Annotated in this window: 22 protein-coding genes; 15 read left to right on the forward strand and 7 right to left on the reverse strand. The window is 35.6% G+C overall.

Annotated elements, in window-relative coordinates; all coding sequences use genetic code 11:
- The first annotated feature begins 70 nt into the window (after positions 1–70).
- The 15 genes from AC3IS6_RS18570 to AC3IS6_RS18640 all read left to right on the forward strand — a co-directional run bounded on the left by AC3IS6_RS18570 (position 71) and on the right by AC3IS6_RS18640 (position 10,133).
- A complete protein-coding gene (locus AC3IS6_RS18570; RefSeq protein ID WP_489161571.1) occupies positions 71–520 on the forward strand; it encodes a hypothetical protein in 450 nt (149 codons plus the stop codon).
- 320 nt (positions 521–840) lie between these two features.
- Positions 841–1,446: a Crp/Fnr family transcriptional regulator gene (locus AC3IS6_RS18575; RefSeq protein ID WP_489161573.1), complete on the forward strand. Its 606-nt coding sequence runs from the start codon at positions 841–843 to the stop codon at positions 1,444–1,446.
- 72 nt (positions 1,447–1,518) lie between these two features.
- Complete coding sequence (locus AC3IS6_RS18580) at positions 1,519–2,265, forward strand: GNAT family N-acetyltransferase (RefSeq protein ID WP_489161575.1); 747 nt, start codon at positions 1,519–1,521, stop codon at positions 2,263–2,265.
- Between the two features lie 186 nt (positions 2,266–2,451).
- On the forward strand, positions 2,452–2,832 hold the full coding sequence (locus AC3IS6_RS18585; protein ID WP_173967438.1) for a DoxX family protein: 381 nt from the start codon (positions 2,452–2,454) through the stop codon (positions 2,830–2,832).
- 12 nt (positions 2,833–2,844) lie between these two features.
- The gene (locus AC3IS6_RS18590; protein ID WP_489161577.1) at positions 2,845–3,054 is read left to right on the forward strand and encodes a hypothetical protein; all 210 of its coding nucleotides are present in this window, start codon (positions 2,845–2,847) and stop codon (positions 3,052–3,054) included.
- Between the two features lie 92 nt (positions 3,055–3,146).
- A complete protein-coding gene (locus tag AC3IS6_RS18595; protein ID WP_489161579.1) occupies positions 3,147–3,524 on the forward strand; it encodes a VOC family protein in 378 nt (125 codons plus the stop codon).
- A 13-nt stretch (positions 3,525–3,537) separates the two neighbouring features.
- On the forward strand, positions 3,538–4,044 hold the full coding sequence (locus AC3IS6_RS18600; RefSeq protein WP_489161580.1) for a DinB family protein: 507 nt from the start codon (positions 3,538–3,540) through the stop codon (positions 4,042–4,044).
- Between the two features lie 3 nt (positions 4,045–4,047).
- The gene (locus AC3IS6_RS18605) at positions 4,048–4,521 is read left to right on the forward strand and encodes a DUF1440 domain-containing protein (protein ID WP_489161582.1); all 474 of its coding nucleotides are present in this window, start codon (positions 4,048–4,050) and stop codon (positions 4,519–4,521) included.
- Positions 4,522–4,773: 252 nt separating this feature from the next.
- Entirely contained in the window at positions 4,774–5,532 is a 759-nt protein-coding gene (locus tag AC3IS6_RS18610; RefSeq protein ID WP_489161584.1) for an MlaE family ABC transporter permease, read from the forward strand.
- 2 nt (positions 5,533–5,534) lie between these two features.
- Positions 5,535–6,314, forward strand: a complete 780-nt coding sequence (locus AC3IS6_RS18615; RefSeq protein ID WP_489161585.1) for an ABC transporter ATP-binding protein — start codon at positions 5,535–5,537, stop codon at positions 6,312–6,314.
- Between the two features lie 21 nt (positions 6,315–6,335).
- Positions 6,336–7,151, forward strand: coding sequence for an MlaD family protein (locus AC3IS6_RS18620; protein WP_489161587.1), 816 nt, complete (start codon positions 6,336–6,338; stop codon positions 7,149–7,151).
- Between the two features lie 11 nt (positions 7,152–7,162).
- Positions 7,163–7,651, forward strand: coding sequence for a low affinity iron permease family protein (locus tag AC3IS6_RS18625; protein WP_489161588.1), 489 nt, complete (start codon positions 7,163–7,165; stop codon positions 7,649–7,651).
- The gene (locus tag AC3IS6_RS18630; protein ID WP_489161590.1) at positions 7,648–8,847 is read left to right on the forward strand and encodes an NAD(P)/FAD-dependent oxidoreductase; all 1,200 of its coding nucleotides are present in this window, start codon (positions 7,648–7,650) and stop codon (positions 8,845–8,847) included. The genes AC3IS6_RS18625 and AC3IS6_RS18630 overlap by 4 nt, the downstream gene beginning before the upstream one ends.
- A gap of 186 nt (positions 8,848–9,033) precedes the next feature.
- Entirely contained in the window at positions 9,034–9,549 is a 516-nt protein-coding gene (locus AC3IS6_RS18635) for a DNA-deoxyinosine glycosylase (protein WP_489161591.1), read from the forward strand.
- A 149-nt stretch (positions 9,550–9,698) separates the two neighbouring features.
- On the forward strand, positions 9,699–10,133 hold the full coding sequence (locus AC3IS6_RS18640) for a DUF6526 family protein (RefSeq protein WP_489161593.1): 435 nt from the start codon (positions 9,699–9,701) through the stop codon (positions 10,131–10,133).
- Positions 10,134–10,171: 38 nt separating this feature from the next.
- Here the strand turns inward: AC3IS6_RS18640 and AC3IS6_RS18645 are convergent, their stop codons facing one another.
- The 7 genes from AC3IS6_RS18645 to AC3IS6_RS18675 form a co-directional block, all read right to left on the reverse strand.
- Positions 10,172–11,341: a hypothetical protein gene (locus tag AC3IS6_RS18645; RefSeq protein WP_489161595.1), complete on the reverse strand. Its 1,170-nt coding sequence runs from the start codon at positions 11,339–11,341 to the stop codon at positions 10,172–10,174.
- A gap of 258 nt (positions 11,342–11,599) precedes the next feature.
- On the reverse strand, positions 11,600–12,823 hold the full coding sequence (locus AC3IS6_RS18650) for a sterol desaturase family protein (protein WP_489161597.1): 1,224 nt from the start codon (positions 12,821–12,823) through the stop codon (positions 11,600–11,602).
- A gap of 168 nt (positions 12,824–12,991) precedes the next feature.
- Complete coding sequence (locus AC3IS6_RS18655; RefSeq protein ID WP_246253263.1) at positions 12,992–14,278, reverse strand: Glu/Leu/Phe/Val family dehydrogenase; 1,287 nt, start codon at positions 14,276–14,278, stop codon at positions 12,992–12,994.
- A 438-nt stretch (positions 14,279–14,716) separates the two neighbouring features.
- Positions 14,717–15,571, reverse strand: coding sequence for an EamA family transporter (locus AC3IS6_RS18660; protein ID WP_489161599.1), 855 nt, complete (start codon positions 15,569–15,571; stop codon positions 14,717–14,719).
- Positions 15,572–15,601: 30 nt separating this feature from the next.
- The gene (locus tag AC3IS6_RS18665; RefSeq protein WP_489161600.1) at positions 15,602–16,921 is read right to left on the reverse strand and encodes a serine hydrolase; all 1,320 of its coding nucleotides are present in this window, start codon (positions 16,919–16,921) and stop codon (positions 15,602–15,604) included.
- A gap of 1 nt (position 16,922) precedes the next feature.
- Positions 16,923–17,363, reverse strand: a complete 441-nt coding sequence (locus AC3IS6_RS18670) for a MarR family winged helix-turn-helix transcriptional regulator (protein WP_489161601.1) — start codon at positions 17,361–17,363, stop codon at positions 16,923–16,925.
- Between the two features lie 103 nt (positions 17,364–17,466).
- On the reverse strand, positions 17,467–18,060 hold the full coding sequence (locus tag AC3IS6_RS18675) for a 2OG-Fe(II) oxygenase (protein WP_489161603.1): 594 nt from the start codon (positions 18,058–18,060) through the stop codon (positions 17,467–17,469).
- Positions 18,061–18,093: the final 33 nt, after the last annotated feature.

Genomic DNA, 18,093 nt, shown 5'->3' on the forward strand with positions numbered 1-18,093 from the left:
CGGACAGTGAATATCGCATCGAATATTAATAAGAAATAAAACAAACCTCTTAATCAATACATTAAAACCCATGAAAAGAATCGCATGCATTGCAATTTTAGCATTACTATTTACAAACTGTAAAGAAAACAATTCGGAAAAAGAAGTAAAAGCGACAAAAGAACCGGTAAAGGCAAATTCTACTGTAAAAAAAGAAGAAGAGAAAAAAGAAGACTGTAAAGACATCGAAGTAGAAATGGGAGCCGGAAAAGAGTGTATACTAAAAGATACAGATCTTGCTCGGGTTTATCAAAATATCATCCAAAACAAAGAGGTTGAAGAATCCGAATACTATTTAAGTGCAATTCCAAACGAAAGTAAATCTGTACCGGTAAATAAAAACGGATTAATCTCAATTGATTACGAAATCACTAAAGATAAAGTCCTTATTAGTATGAATTATGAAGGTGGTGTGACTGAAGTAACACTCGAAAAAATAAAAGACACGATTAAAAAAAGTATTTATCACTACGCCGATTAAACTCTAAAATGTGAAGAACTTTTTCCTTAAAACCGCTAAATAACTTTTACGTTTTTTAGCGGTTTTTTTTCTCACAATGATTACGCACAATCTTGTCATCCTGACAGAGGAATGATCACACAAGCAACTCGACTAATCTTTGTCGATACACAATTGTAATTTGCTTCGCCTGTTTGCTATTGCTCGAGCCTCTAAATGACAAAAATGAGAGTAAAAAAATCCGCATCAATCAGTGTCTTCGCGATAGCGAATCCGCGTCATCCGAGTACTATATAATCCGTAATATTTCCTTATTTTTGATAGGTAAAACTTCAATCAAAATGTCAATCAATCAAAATAAGTACCTCAACGATTTAAAAATAAAATTCGAAAGCTACGCTCCGATTTCGGATACTTCCTGGAAATTAATCGAGGACATCGTCGAAATTCAATCCGTCAAAAAAGGAGAGGTTTTATTACAGAGCGGGCAAATTGCAAAAGAGATACATTTTATAGTCAAAGGCGCTTTACGGGCTTTTATCACCGATGCAGCGGGTAATCTCTATAACAAAAATATCTTTCTTGAAGGCCATTTTTCAGGTTCAAAGGCTTCTTTATTGCAGCAAACCCCTTCCCATTTTACCATAGAAGCACTCGAAGATTCTATCTTGATTCAGCTTAACTACAAAAAATACAGGGCGCTCATCGACCAGCACAATGATCTGAAAAATTATTACATCGCGTACTTAGAAAAAAACTGGGTCATCGAAAAAGAACAGCGCGAAATAGCACTGGTCATGGAAAATGCTACCGAAAGATACCTGCACCTTTTATCCATCCATCCTGATATTTCAGAGCGGATTCCGTTGCTTCACATCGCCTCGCATTTAGGTATAACTCCTACTCAGCTAAGCCGTATCCGAAAAAATCTCGAAAAAGATTTGTAAATCAACATATGTAAAGGTTTCCTATAAAAGCCGGAAGTATCTTTGTCTTATATTCTTATAACTAGTATCAAAATGAAAAATATAAACTTAATCGAAGACAACTTAAATAATCTTACCGGAATGTGGAAAACTGTTAGTTCCTCTTTCCTATCCTACCATACAACTCCTCTTTTTGAATATAGCAAAGTCGAAAATTCAGGCTGGCCTAATAAATTGTGGTTTCGGAAAGATATCTCTAAAAATGATATCGGCGAAATTAGTAAAACCATGCAGGCCAATTCAGAATTAGCTTTCGCATATTGGGATATCTACGGAACAAAATCGTATGAAATACTGGATGCCTATGGTTTCACATTAAAAAGCGAGCAGGTTGCGATGGCTTTAAAATTAGATCAGCAATTTTCACTGCAAAACCGGCTGAGTTTTAAAAGAGTTTCCACAGAAAAGGATGCTAAAATATGGGCCGACTTGTATCCCCATGCTTTTGGTTATGTAATTAGTAAAGAAATACTAATTCACAATCATCATGATGTTCAGTTCTATCTGGTTTCTTTAGACCAAGAGCCCATCGGAACTTTTATGCTGTTTCATACCGAAAATGCGGTAGGAATTCATGGCGTTGGAGTCATTCCGGAAATGCGCCGAAAAGGTTTTGCTGAGGAAATCATGAAATATGCACTTAATCTTTCTATCGATTTAAATGCAGATTATGCCTTACTACAAGCCTCCGCAATGGGAAAAGACATCTACACCCGATTGGGTTTTGAAGATTTGTTTGTGATTAGGAACTATGTTTTGGGAGCAAATTCCAAATCTTAAATTCCAAACTCCAGGTTTCAGGTTTCAGGTTTCAGGTTCCAAAAATCTAATTACCTATTATCTAATTGTCTAAAATCCCCTTCTGTCCCAAATGCCCCTAAAATAGTCGTAAATGTGTATTCCTACCAAAAGATAAGAATCGTAAGTTTGTAATGAATTAATTTACAACCTTTTAAAAACAACCCCATGAAAAAAGCGAAAATTATTTTTTGGATTACCACTATTATTATCTTTTTATTCGAAGGCGTTATGCCGGCTTTAACTTCACAAACCGAATTGGCTAAAGAAGGAATCAAACATTTAGGATATCCTGAATATTTTGGAAATGCCTTAGTCGTTTTTAAAATTCTTGGCGTTTTGGTACTCGTGATACCGTCGATTCCAAAGAATGTAAAAGAATGGGCTTATGCCGGTTTTGGTTTCGACTTCATATTTGCCTCCATAAGTCATGCTGCAGTTGACGGAATCAATTTTCAGGCATTTTTTCCTTTGATCTTTTTAGTAATTCTGGCGATCTCTTACATTTATTATCATAAAATAGAACGTTACAAAAACATCGCTTTATAAACGTTCAGCGTGATGATAGAAGTTTATAAAACAAATGTTCAGGAAGTGGAACAATCTCTTTTGATTGTGAGAAGACTTCTTGAACATTTTCCTGACAGTCGTATTAATTTTGATTTGGAAGACTGTGATAAAATTTTACGCATACATGCATCGTCAATTTCTAATCAAAGAATAATAGAACTTCTTGATTCCTATGGTTATCATTGTGAAGTTCTTTTATAAATTAAAAAAAAACACCACAAACAACTGATTTATAAAGTTTTGAAAATAAAATTTGTAAATTTGAAACGCTATCAACCTTCAAATCTTACCAAATGAATCTACCGGCCGGACATCAGACCATAATGCCTTATTTAATTTTAAATGGCGCGTCACAATTTATAGAATTTACTCAAAAAGTCTTTGATGCAACAACTTCTTCCGATCATGTACTGCGCGAAGACGGAACGGTTATGCATGCCGAAATTACCATAACCGGAAGTACTATCATGGTTACAGACGTGGTTGAAGACTGGTCCAGACAAACCGCTAACCTATTTGTCTATGTCCCGAATGTCGATGAAACCTATAAAAAAGCATTAGAAAATGGTGCCACAAGCGTAATGGGAGTCAGTAATAAAGAATATGGAAGAACCTGCGGTGTTACTGACCCGTTTGGCAATGTCTGGTGGATCACTTCTATAATAGAGTAAAAACAAAAAAATTATGAAAACAGAATTAAAACAAGACATCACCACTACTTTCGGGCAATTTTCCGACACTGTTTCTCTTTTTACGCAAAGCGAAGTAAATCAAATACCCTTTGAAGGTAGCTGGACAGCCGGACAGGTTGCTCGTCATATTATAAAAGCAACATCAGGACTGCGTCAGGTTTGCGAGGCTAATACAGAAAAACTAGCTGCAAACTATGATGAAAAAATTCCTGCGCTTCAAGGGATATTTCTCGATTTCAGTACCAAGTACGACTCACCTGATTTTATATATCCGGAAGACCGCGAATATGATAAAACCGAGCTGATTTCAAGTCTTCAAAGAATTGAAAAAGAAATGCAGGATATTGCCGAAAATTATGATTTAACACTCACCTGTATGGATTTTGAAATACCGGGTATTGGAAATTTAACGATCTACGAATTATTATTTTTTTGTAACGTGCATGCCAAAAGACATTTAAATCAATTGAAGAATATTTATAATGTTGTAAAAAACTAACCTATGAAATCCAAAACCAAAACCATTTTAACCGCCTGGCTCGTTGCCGGGACATTGGACGTGACGGCAGCCATTACAGTTTATGCTTTTATACTCCAAAAAACCACTGCAATAAAACTGCTGCAATCCATAGCAAGCGGCGTTTTTAAAAAAGAAGCCTACAGTGGAGGCTCGCTAATGGCACTCATCGGTCTTGGATTCCATTACTTAATTGCACTAAGCTTCGCCTGGTTTTATTTTATCATTTACCCATATCTGCCCTTTCTCAAAAAAAGCGCAGTTGTTTCCGGATTCCTCTATGGAATATTCGTCTGGATCATTATGAATTTAATTGTGCTGCCAATTGCCTTTCCTGTTCTTCCTGAAAAACACTTAGATTTCCCATTATTCTTATCCATGTTGATCCTGATGTTCTGTATCGGACTTCCAATCGCATTTATAACCCGAAAATATTATAGTTTTCAGACACAGTCCTAATGGTAAACCTGAAACTCAAAACGTCAAAAATCCCTTTTTACACAAAGGGATTTTTTTATTTTATCCCCCCTAACGTAACTTTTCTACTTTTATTTTCCTCATACAATGTTAATTATATAAACTTCCAAAAAAGTTATGTAAGATTTATACTTCAGTAATCCGGTAACTTTAATCTTTGATACTAAAAAGGAAATCAGCCTTTTAAAAATTCGTGTCACCCGATTTTTGATTTAATTCTTAAAACACAACATTTTGATTCTCACTATAAAAAATACATTCACCGAAATAGGAAATGCAACTTTGTTTGCAAAGCAGTTTTTTAAGGAGGTTTTTGTTCCTCCTTATGAGGCTAGAGAGTTTATAAAACAATGTTATGCCATTGGTTATAAATCATTGCCTTTGGTGGCCATAACCGGTTTTATTATGGGACTGGTCCTCACGCTGCAATCACGTCCAACCCTGGTAAATTTTGGGGCAGAATCATGGTTACCCGGAATGGTAGCTCTTTCGCTAATAAGAGAAATTGCTCCTGTAATTACTGCTTTGATCTGCGCCGGAAAAATCTCCTCAGGAATTGGTGCCGAACTAGGGTCGATGAAAGTAACAGAGCAAATTGACGCGATGGAAGTTTCTGCCATTAATCCTTACAACTATTTGGTAGTGACCCGAATTTTAGCCTGCACACTAATGGTTCCCATCTTAGTCATTTTCGCAGATGCGGTAGGGATACTTGGTGGTTTCGTTGGAATCAATATTCATGGTGATGTTAATTTTTATCGCTATCTGACTCAAATTTTACAGTCATTGGAATACTTAGACCTAATTCCTGCCACAATTAAAACCTTCTTCTTCGGATTTTTTATTGGAATGATAGGATGTTTTAAAGGGTTTAATGCCTCTAACGGAACTGAAAGTGTGGGTAAAGCAGCAAATTCAGCAGTTGTAACGGCTTCTCTCACCATTTTTATTCTGGATATGGTTGCCGTTCAAATAACCGATTTATTCTTTTAAAGATGATTAAGGAAAAAGAAAATAAAGCCTCTACAACAAAAGTAAAAAGCAAAACCCCAATCATCGAGATTAGGGATTTGCACAAAACTTTTGGTACAGACAATACCGTTTTACAGGGTATAAATCTAACCGTAAATAAGGGTGAAGATTTAGTGATTCTGGGGCGCTCCGGCTCCGGAAAATCGGTCACCATAAAATGCATCGTAGGGTTAATAACTCCGGATCAGGGCGAAATAAAAGTGTTTGACGAAAATGTGCTGAACCTCACAAAACCGGAACTAAATAAAATTAGAGTCCGAATTGGTTTTTTATTTCAAAGTGGCGCTTTATACGATTCCATGTCGGTACGTGAAAATCTGGCTTTCACTTTACAAAAACACAAAAGAGATTTAACACCTGAAGAAGTGGAGCATGAAGTCATGGAGGCTCTGGATAATGTAGGTTTGAGTGATGCCATCGATAAAATGCCATCTGAATTATCGGGTGGAATGCAAAAAAGAATCGGCTTGGCCAGAACCTTAATCTTAAAACCAGAAATCATTTTATACGACGAACCCACAACCGGATTAGATACCATTACCTCACGTGAAATAAGCGAATTAATTCTGGACATCAAACACAAACGCAAAACGACCTCGATCATTATTACCCACGATATGGCCTGTGCAAAACTTACCGCCGACCGGATTATGGTTTTAAAAGATGGCGTCATACATGCCGAAGGGACTTACGAAGAACTGGAAAAAAACGAAGACGAGTGGGTGCGCTCATTTTTTGAATAACATAAAATAATAGTAGAAATCATGGATAAACAATCTGGATATACCTGGAAATTAGGAATGTTTGTAGCAATTGGATTGTTACTTTTTATAATGGCCATTTACTTTATAGGGAAACAAAAAAATCTCTTTGGCTCCACCTTTCACATTAGCTCCCGATTTAAAACCGTGAGCGGTTTAGAAGTGGGCAACAATGTTCGCTTTTCGGGAATTAATATCGGTACGGTCGAAGAAATCAGACTGATTAACGACTCGTCTGTAGTAGTTTCGATGGTCATTAAAGACGATGTTCGGGAATTTATCAAAACAGATGCCCGCGCCAGTATTGGTTCGGACGGTTTGATGGGCGACAAAGTCCTGACTATTTCTCCCGGTGTAAAGTCACAAAAAGCTATTGAAAACAATGGAGCCATAGCTTCAATCGACGGAATTGAAATGCAAGACATCATGAAAAGCGTCAAGAAAAGCGTCGATAATGTGGGTGTAATTTCAAACGAACTGGCCATTTTCAGTCATAGCATGAACAACGGAAACGGTGCTTTGGCAAGATTAGTCCGCGATGATAAAATGGCCAATAGCGTCTCAAATACCCTTTCTAATCTGGAAAGCGGTACAAAAGGTTTTAGCGATAATATGGAAGCCGCAAAAAGCAATTTCCTACTAAGAGGATACTTTAGAAAAAAAGAGAAAGAAAAGGAAAAACAGAAAGAGGAAGCCAAAGAGAAAAAAGAAGAACAACAGGAAAAAGCCAACAAAGAGAAAGAAGAAAAAACGAAAGGGGAGAAACAAAAGCAGGAAAAACAAAAAGAAGAAGACTCTAAAAAAGCAGATAAAACATAAATAAAACTCCAATGAAAACGAAGAAACAAAATAAAAGCAGTGCCTTTGAAAAATTTGCCAGCCATGTTTCCAAGGCGGCAGGAAGTACTCCCGCTTTTATCAGCGCCTTTTTGATTGTAGTGGTCTGGGCGATTTCAGGTCCCTTTTTCGGTTACTCAGAAACCTGGCAATTGGTCATCAATACCGGAACTACGATTATTACTTTTCTGATGGTTTTTCTAATTCAGAAAGCGCAAAATAAAGATTCACTCGCCATTCAGCTAAAGCTAAACGAACTGGTTGCTTCCAACGAGTATTCAAGCAACAGTCTGGTAGATATCGAAAGTATGACGGAAGAAGAAATGATTATTGTGCAGAAATACTACCAACATCTTAGTACGCTTGCTAAAAAAGACAAGAGCATCAGAAACTCACACTCGATTGCAGAAGCACATGAGCAACACCAACGCAAAGACAAGACCAAAACAAAACCCAGTACCCCAAATAGCACTAAAAAATGAAACTACGATCGACCGAAACTTTCTGGCTTCTCAGGAATGCTATGGAGAACAGCTATCCTTCTATTGATACCGACAAAAACAAAACAATTTTAATCATTGGCGGCGGAATAACCGGTGCTCTGATCGCTTACAAATTAATTACCGAAGGAAAAAAAATTATACTTGTCGACCGTCGTGATATTTGCAACGGAAGTACCGCTGCGAGTACCGCTTTACTGCAATATGAAATTGATGTCTCCTTACATGAACTCATTGAATTAAGAGGATTAGATTGTGCACTTGACAGTTACAGAAACGGTAAAAAAGCAATTTTTGACCTTCGCACGATAATTGATACCATAAAAAGCGACTGTCAGTTTGAATTCAAAAAAAGCATCTATTATTGCTCTTTAAAAAAAGATCTCCAATTCCTGAGAGACGAATTCAACACCCGAAAAGAACATGGATTTGATGTGAACTGGCTGGAAAAATGGGATCTCGAAAAACTAGGTTTAAATGCCCTAGCAGCAATCGAATCTAAAACTGCAGCAGTGATGGATCCTTTCAAATTAGCCAATGATTTGCTGATCTACTGTCAAAAAAAAGGCATGGAAATACTGGACAGAACCAACATCATTTCTATAGAAAAACAAAACGGGAAACTGATCGCTAGTACCGAAAACAACTACAGCATTACCGCAGATCACATCATACATTGCAGCGGTTACGAAAGTACCGAAACTCTTAAAGAAAAAGTGGTAGACCTTAAAAGTACCTATGTCATTGCATCCGAAAGCCTACCTATTCTGCCGTTAGCGTTCCGGAATGCTATCTTCTGGGATACCTCCTCTCCTTATCTTTATTTTAGAGCCACGTCAGACAATCGGATCATTATGGGTGGTGGCGATGAAGAATTTAAAGATCCTGTAAAACGCGATAAATTACTACCCAAGAAAGAGCAATTTTTATTGAAGAAATTTCAACAAAAATTTCCAAATATTGATTTCAAAATTGATTATTCTTGGGCCGGAACTTTTGGAGAAACAAAAGACGGTCTTCCCTATTTTGGGAAACCCGACCCTCATAAAAATGAGCATTATGTACTGGGTTTTGGTGGAAACGGAATCACCTTTAGCGTCATAGGCATGAACTCTATTTTGGATTCAATTAACAATACTAAAAATCAGGATTTAGATTATTATAGGTTTGGGAGATAACTTTTTTTTTGGGTGCAAAGTGGCAAAGGTTCAGAGTGTCAAAGGTTTTTTGTTGTATTCTTAAGGCTCACTATTCAAAGCTGAACGCAAATCAAGCAAACGTTACTTCCTCTCAAAGTTTTAATGAAACGCTTTAAAATTAACGTTTAAAATCTTTACTTTACTGCAATACAAACGCAATACTTCATGAAAAGTTTTTCTTTCCCTCCTTTATCCGACAAAGAGGCTACTATTTTGATTTTAGGTACAATGCCCGGAACAAAATCACTGGAACTGAACCAGTACTACGGGCATAATCAAAATAATTTCTGGAAATTTATGTTTATGATTTTAAAAGAGGATTTCTCGAATGATTATGAAATCCGAAAAACACTTCTGCAAAAAAATAATATTGCGGTATGGGATGTTTTACAGCATTGCGACAGAGTCGGAAGTTTAGACAGTGCAATTAAAAACGAAACAGCAAACGATTTTGAAACATTCTTCCAACAACATCCCAATATCACAACCATTCTTTTTAACGGACAAAAAGCTGCGGCATTTTTCAAAAAATATATTCATCTGAAAAAAAAATACCAACTCACCACATTACCATCTACAAGCCCTGCAAACGCAGCTAAAGCTTATCAGTCTAAATTGGAAGAATGGAGATTTTCTCTTGACTCACAACGCCATAATCCGGACAGCCTTCACACCGATTAAAGTACTTAATTAAAAATATCGAAAACCTCTAAAACCTTCTCAGGTTTAAATTATAGCAGAAACATCTGTTGCTTAGTCATTTTTTTGAAAAAAGTTATGCTATTTTAGGGTAGCTTTGTTATATCATTCAAAACCAAAACGATATCATTATGAAAATTCAGACTTATTACAATCATATCCGGTTTTATACTCCACATCATTTTGTTTATTATCCGGTTTTAGTATTATTCTTAGGAAGCAGTATTTACTTTGCATTCACTACTGAAAATGCGCTTATTTGGACTTTTATAAGTGTATGCTTCGTGTTTTTATTCTGTCTCGCTTATATGCTTCGCCAGCATTATGCTCTAACGCTTCAAAACCGAATTGTACGGTTGGAACTTCGCTATCGTTATTTTACACTGACCGGAAAAAGACTTGAAGAATTTGAATACAAACTAACCGACGATCAGATCTTTGCCTTAAGATTTGCTCCTAATAATGAGATTCTGCCGCTTCTTCAAGATGCCCTTAAAAACAACCTCAGTGGAGATGCCATAAAAAAAGCAATCGTACACTGGAGAGCCGATTACAACAGGGTATAAAAAAGCAATCCATTAAAATTAACTACTACCATCACAACTCAGCTCTTTCTTTTCCCATTAAATAAAATATAAACTAAAAAGAGAATCAGCCAAACCGATACAATCACAACAAAAAAGATCGCTATAATTGACGGATGCAGATAATTGGGTTCATAAAACAGCCTTTCGAGAGTTGAAAATTTCTCCGTTAATACTTTTCGGTCAAAATTGTTTCGAATAGCATTCAGCACCTCATCCTTATGGTCTCTAAAATAAAAAGCATCTGCAGTAAGCTGCTTCGGAACGATATTACTTTCGATGTTATACTTTTTCAGAAGTGTATCTAATTTTTGAAAATTCATCTGCAGCGAATCTTTTCCGTATTTGTACAACAGCTTATACCGTTGCACTGCGGCATCAAACTGTTGTTTTTCAGGTGCCACTCCCGCTACCGGTTTAAAGAGTGCCTTATTTTCGAGAAAAATGCAAATGCTGTCATCGTACTGAGGGCGCACTTCTCTTCCTTTAAAGATAATTTCGGTACTGTCGTTAATGGTGTTTTTGGTTATAATTCTCCCGGTAAGTTCTTTTTTATCAAAACCTAATTCATCCAGAACTCTATTGGTTACTGTCGAAGCTTTATCAAAATCCGTAGTCAGTACTTTTAAAGTGTCGATACTATAATACCTGCTTTCTGTATTGTAATACCCATTTGAAATCAAAATACTATCAACTTCCTCAACCACCGGATATGGTTTTGGATATAATATATGAACCGGATTAAACAATTTCTCAGAACTGTACGAGGTATAATTGTATAAAAACGGATTCAAAACATTCAGTAGCGTTTTGTCGTTATTGAATTTATGCTCTGACAGTTCACTGCGTAATTTGGCATTCAGTCCAAAACTGTAACTTATAAAAAAGGAGAAACTCAAAAAACTAATCAGCAGCAATAGGAAACCAATTTTAAGCAAGTTGGCAGAAGCATAGTCCTTTCGGGAATGTTTTTTAACTAAAAAAATCAGGAAGAAAAATAAAAATAAACTGCTAATAAAAAAATGGGAAATTGAAACGTCATCATAAAATTTGAATCTGTAAAATTCAAAGTAAGTATTGATAGTGGCAAGACCTTCAAACTTAAAAAAGCCATATAAAAAATAGCCTAAATGAATCAACAACAGTACTACAAGTGTCTTTACGAAGAATTGCTTTAATTTTTTATCCATATTGTATTTGAGAATTTACTCTCAAATATAGCCAATCCGATTTAAAAATGAAATTTTTCTACGCTGCTGCGAAAAAAAAAGTTGCGGCTCTGCTCTGCTCATCCAACACACAAAAAAACGCAGTTAACTGATAATCCATTCTATCATTTAACCTAATATCCTAAAAAAAAAACAGAGCCTCTAACTCAGGTTAAAGTCTCTATTTTTTTATCATTTCGGAAAAAGAGTCCTTCCGTAAACTCCTACTACGAAACTTTATTATTCTGATCTTTCCAATTGAAGAACAACATTTTGATAATGCGTGCTTAAAGAGAATAATTGTTCGGCAAAAATCATAATGGCTAATGGAATAAAGAAAAAGGACAGTAAATTTTCCTGATATAAAAAGTAGGTTGTTACCATAAATATTCTCAGGTATTCCAGATAGTAAATCCACCTTCTTTGTTCCAATAGTGCACCGCAATTCACCAAGGTTACCAGAATAATTGAAAGTACAAAAACTTTATCTGCCACGTACAGCCAGTCAAAATAATACGTAAAAACCGTTAAAAATAAAGTACAGATTCCAAGCTGAATATAGAGATAATTCTTAAACCGAAGTCTCTGATGTGGATTTGCTTTATCCTGCAGAAAACGTCTCTCCAAAGTTGGACGAATATCCTGATCCATATGCGCGGGACTGCCAAACACCGCTTTCCATTTTGCTCTAAATCCTGTTGAGCGCTTCCACAATTCATAGATTTCAAAATAATAATGAAAATGCTGCCACAAAAAGCTATAGCTCTTGAGTGGATGTGTTAAACCATACTTTGGTTTTTCTTCTTCTTCCTGAAAAGTCCCGAACAGGCGATCCCAAAAGGTAAACATATCACCATAATTTTTATCCAGATATTTCTCGTCAGAAGCATGGTGAATTCCATGAACAGAGGGTGTTACAAAAACACACTCCAACCATTTTATTCTACCTATAAGCTGTGTATGCGTAAAAAAAGAATAAGCTCCGTGTACAATCAGCATGGTAATGACCATTGACGGATGAAAGCCAAGCAGTGGCAGTACACACCAAAATCCTGTTCTAATTACTGCCTGAAAAGTTGTGATTCGGGCTGCTGCCGTAAAATTAAACTCTTCGCTATGATGATGCACAATATGTGCTGCCCAGAAAAAATTGACTTCATGTCCCAATCTGTGGTACCAATACCAGACGAAATCGGTCGCAAGAATTAAGGCAATCCACACAAAAACATTGCTTGGAATGTCAAAAATTCGATAGTTGTCATAAATCAAATAATACACTTGGTAAAAACTTGCCGCTATAAATAAATTGATCAAACGCTCTGCAATACCGATGCTAATATTTGAAACTGAACTTTCATAATTAAAAATTTCCGGTCTCTTTCGACGTTGTGCAATCTTGTACTCTAAAAAGAGGAAGAGAAAAAAAGCAGGCATTGCAAAAGCTAGAAAATTAATATGTTCCATTTTAAAAAATTACTTTATTAATTCATAAAAAAAATTAAATCCGTCGAACAAGATTATTAAACAGATTACTACTCCTCTAAAACAAAGATATTTTCATCAATTAATACCTTCTCTTTTGAAAATAATATTAATCAATGAAAACAATCTTTGTATGCTAAAATCTAATTTTTAATTCTGCTTAAATTTTGGAGTATCCAGTGCCACTTCTTTTACAGATTGCGTATCGGCCACCTTTTTCAGCGCAATAATATAGGCGGCAATACGTGGTGTAACATTGTGTTTGGAAGCGATTCTAAAAACAGTCTCAAATCCTTTTTCCAGTATATCTTCTAAACGGGTATTGATCTGGTGAATTCTCCAGGACTCTAAAAGCGAATTCTGAAGCCATTCAAAATACGAAACCGTAACGCCACCTGCATTGGCCAGAATGTCCGGAACCACCAAAACATTATTATCGTGCAGTATTTTATCGGCATCCGAAGAAACCGGTCCATTGGCGCCCTCCACAATAATTTTTGCACGAATATCGTGAGCATTCTTTTGTGTGATTACATCCTCTTTGGCGGCAGGAATCAATACGTCAACATCTAACAACAATAAATCTTCGTGCTTAATGGCAACCGAATTCGGATATCCTTTAATACTCTTGTTATTCAGGTTGTAATACAAAATCAGTTCAGGAATATTAAGTCCTTCAGGATTGTAAAATGCTTCAGAAACATCACTAACCGCAACAACTTTTAGTCCTTTTTCAAACAAGAACAAAGCCGAATGCAATCCCACATTTCCAAAACCCTGAATGGCTACGCTAGATCTCGCAGGTCTTAATTTTAATTTTTCAAGTGCCAGTAAAGTTATAATACTAACTCCTCTCCCGGTTGCTTCTACTCTCCCCAATGAACCTCCGGAATGCAAATGTTTACCGGTTACCACAGCGTGAATTGTTTTACCATGAACGATAGAAAACTCATCCATTAACCATCCCATTTCGTCAGGGCCAGTTCCCATGTCCGGTGCCGGAACATCTTTATCCGGTCCAAAAACATCAGACAAAGCTTTGGTATAAGCCCTAGTAATTTTCTCTAATTCACTTTTAGAAAGTGTTCTCGGATCACAAATAATTCCGCCCTTTGCACCTCCAAACGGAATACCTGTCACAGCCGATTTCCAGGTCATCCAGGCAGCCAATGCCTTTACCTCATCGAGATTTACTGCGGTATCGTATCTAATTCCGCCCTTTGAAGGCCCTAAAGCTGTATTGTGAATAACACGATAACCTTCAAAGTTTTTTTCGGAGCCATTGTCTAATGTAATCGAAAAATTAACAACAATTTGTTTCTCCGGACGCTGAAGTTTTTGCCTGATCGATTCGTCTAATCTAAGAATGTCAGCTGCAATGTTAAAACGATCAATCATCGATTGAAAGGGATTCTGTTTTATTAATTCTGTACTCATAACTATATGTCTTTTAATTGGGGGTTATTTTATTTTAAACTTTAAATCTTTTAAAAAGCGTTTTACTGTTTATTGAAGCTTTTTTTAACATGGGATTTTCATAAGACAGCATCGCATCCTAATGTTGGTGTTTCTATTGGATCTCATTTTACTAATTTTTTTGACCGTTCTAAAAAAAGCCTTTCATGGTGCATGAAAGGCTAAAAAAAAAATAACAAGTACTTTCTATATTAACGCCATTTCATCACATAATCCTGCATGCTGCACATCATGAAGCTGCATAAGAAAGTGATGGTATATTGACTATAGTTTCTCATTGTTATTGCAAATCTATAAAAATATTTCATAAATTCTATAGAATTAGTAGAGTTTATTTTTAAATAATAACAAACAACCACAAAAACAGCTGTAAACTAACGATTTATCGCCGTAAAAAATTTATTTGAATTGAGAAAAAACAATAAAAACAATCGCTATTAGAGCCAGAAAGATTCCGATAAAATTAATTTTAGACAATTTTTCTTTAAAAAAAAGCAAACCGACAAGGCTTCCTAAAATGATAACTCCCATGTTCATTCCTGCAAAAACTGTTGATGGATTTTCGGCGAAAGCCTTATGTGCTTTTAAATAGAACAGTATGTTTCCAAAATTAAAAATACCGACCAAGGCACCAAAAAGAATACTTTTTGGTTCTAACTTCTCTTTTCTAACACCAATTTCATAGATCGAAATTAAAAGCGCGACCACCAAAGCGATACAAAAAACAACAAATAAAGAAGTTGGATATGGCAATGTAGTATAAAGCGCAATTTGCTTGAAGAGAATATCAATAACTCCGAAACCTACTAAAACAACAGCAGGAAAAATCCATTTGTTTTCTATGTTTTCCGATTGCTTCTTCAAGATGAGTAAAAGGGCCAAAAATCCAATTATCAGCCCAATCACTTTATAAAAATTAAACTCTTCCCTAAAGATCAGCCAGGCCGCCAAAATTGGAATAAATAGCGATAATCGTTGGGCTGCATCAGTTTTTACAATTCCCATATTTTTGATGGACGCCACCAGGAATAAGAAAACAACCGGTAACAAAACTCCAATAGCGATGTAAATGCTCCAGGGCGCTGTTGCGTCAACCTCATTCATATTTGGACTAAAGGTAAAATAACACAGTGCTAAGGCAACGACATAATTAAACGCAATAATTTGAGTGGGATGTACATGGTATTTCCGGGTTATTTTAAAAATCACACCAACAATTACACTACACAATATACTGAGGACAAGAAACAACATAAGATTATATTTTGAATGCAAAAATAACGCTTAAACTCCTTTTGTTCTATTTTTAATTTCTTTTATTCCGGCCTTTTTGATTTCTAACTGTATAATTTTTCCTTTACTATTTTTAATAAATTCCAATGTTGTATCGTTATTGTCTGAGCGAAAGAATTTCGTTGATGATTCCGGCAGCAGTTCAATGGTATAATCCGCATAATAAAGTTTGTTCTCTTTTTTTACAATTTTAATATTTTCATACTCCCCTATATATTGATCGTATGCCTTCACATCTCCAGCTACCTGAATGTGTTTGTACGGAAGCTCTGCCTCTTTCCCAAAACATATTCCCGCAAGGCCATAAGCAATATAATACGATTTTGACTGATTGTTGGATAAAACAGTAATAAAAACGTTATCCTCGGTAAATTTGTTAAAGGATGTCATTGCCCCAAAGAAACCGCCATCATGCGCAATTAATTGATGCCTCTGATTGTAAACAGGATTAATCATTACGCCAAAACCAAAATTCTGCTCATTATATGATGTAAACATCTTTTTCTTAGATTCTTCCGTCAGCAAAATCTGACCATCAAAAAGCGCTTTATTCCACAAATTTAAATCGTTAACAGTTGAATATATACCGTCATGACCAAGATTAAAACTCCAATTGATGTATGGGTTTTTAGTTAATTTGTTGTCCTTAAAATAATACAGCTGAGTCATTTTATCGACAACGGCATCATTAGCTGAAACCCCGGAATTGTACATTTTAGCTTTATCGAATAAATTTTGCCTTAAATACTCGGCATAAGACTGTCCGGATACTTTCTCAACAATGCGCGCTAATAAATAATATCCAATATTACTGTAGGCTGTACTGGTACCCGGTTCAAAAAGCAAAGGCTTTTTTGCCAGATAACTACAAACGGAATCTTTATTGAGATCTGTTCTGATCAAGTACAATTCGTCAAAATCCATTTGAAAACCCGAGTTGTGGGATAACATCATCTTCAAAGTAATCTTATCACCTTTAGGGAAATCGGCAAAGTATTTACTCAATTGATTGTCTAATGACAGTTTTTTATGCTCCGCCAATTGCAAAATCGCGACAGCAGTAAATTGCTTCGAAACCGAAGCCAAACTAAATTTTGAATCTGTTTCATTTTTTACTTTCCATTCATAATTTGCAAAACCATATGCTTTTTTCAACAGTATAGAATCGTTTTTAGAAACCAATACCGTACCGCTAAAATTATTAACAGCAAATTGTGCATCCATGTATTGTTCTAACGCTTTACTAAGTTCTTTTTGTGAATATCCGAAAGTAAATACCAACAATACGATTAGTGTTAATCCTGATTTCATGCTACTTATTTTTACAATTAATGATGATTTTATGGAGTGTTTTATCCAGTAATGCTATTTCTTCTAAAGACAGGCCCTCAAGTGCCGTTTGCCGGTTGAGCTCAATAACCGGTTCTATTTCCTGAAGTGTTTTTATACCTTTTTTAGTGATCTCCAGATTAAATTTCCTTCTATCCTCGAGATGAATTGTGCGGGTGATATATTCTTTTTTCACCATTAACTCGATCATTCTAGTAATTGAAGCGCTGTCTTTAAATACAAGATTTGCCAATTCGTTTTGGGAAATGTCCGGATTGTCGTTTAGTATAATTAAAACCAGGCATTGATCTACAGTAATATCTTTTACAACCTGTGTAATGTTTTTTTGCGCCAGTTTTCGATATTCTTTTATTGCTTTCTCTAAGGAGTACAGTACTGTTCCGGTTGGGTTTTTGAGTTTCATGTTTTTTTTATTTGATACAAATATAATTGATATATCAATATAATTTCAAAAAACTTTAAACCCGACAAGTTTTTTTAACCTGTCGGGTTTAATGATCAAAATTTTAGTCGCTTTTTAACCAGCCTGTGATACTCATTCTCGTGTTTTGGGTAACCAGAACTTCATGCACCAATTCATTACTTTTAAAGAAAACGGTTTTTCCCTGAGTAGGTGCAATTTTTTGATTGTTATTTTCCTGATGGATCATTAATTCTCCACCATCACTTTCCTTCCAATTGCTGTTCAGATAACTGATCATTGAGTATTTTCGACTGGGATTGTTTTTAAACTGATCCAAATGCTTCAGATAAAAATCTCCGCTTTCATATAAAGAATAGTGAAATTCGTAGCCGGTAATTCCGGTATAACAACTTTTATTCAAATACAATATGAAAGCATCTATTTTATCAAAAAACTCATTTTCAAAAACATTGTTGTGTTTTTTATCCAGCCAGTAAATAGAATCACTGCGTACAGCTCCATCGTAAGACAGTTTTTCCGAGTTTCCGATTCCTGCAGCCAGCAATAAACTTTTACGATTTAAATCTATTAGATTTTGTTTTAAATGATTGGCCAGTTCAGGACTTAAAAAATGCTCCGATATTCCAACTTTGTTTTCTATATAACTCGCAATCAAATCTTCAAAACTATCTTCCATTTCTATTTTGGGAAACTGCAAATACAGCCAACG

It is taken from the genome of Flavobacterium sp. KH_035 (genome assembly GCF_057839565.1).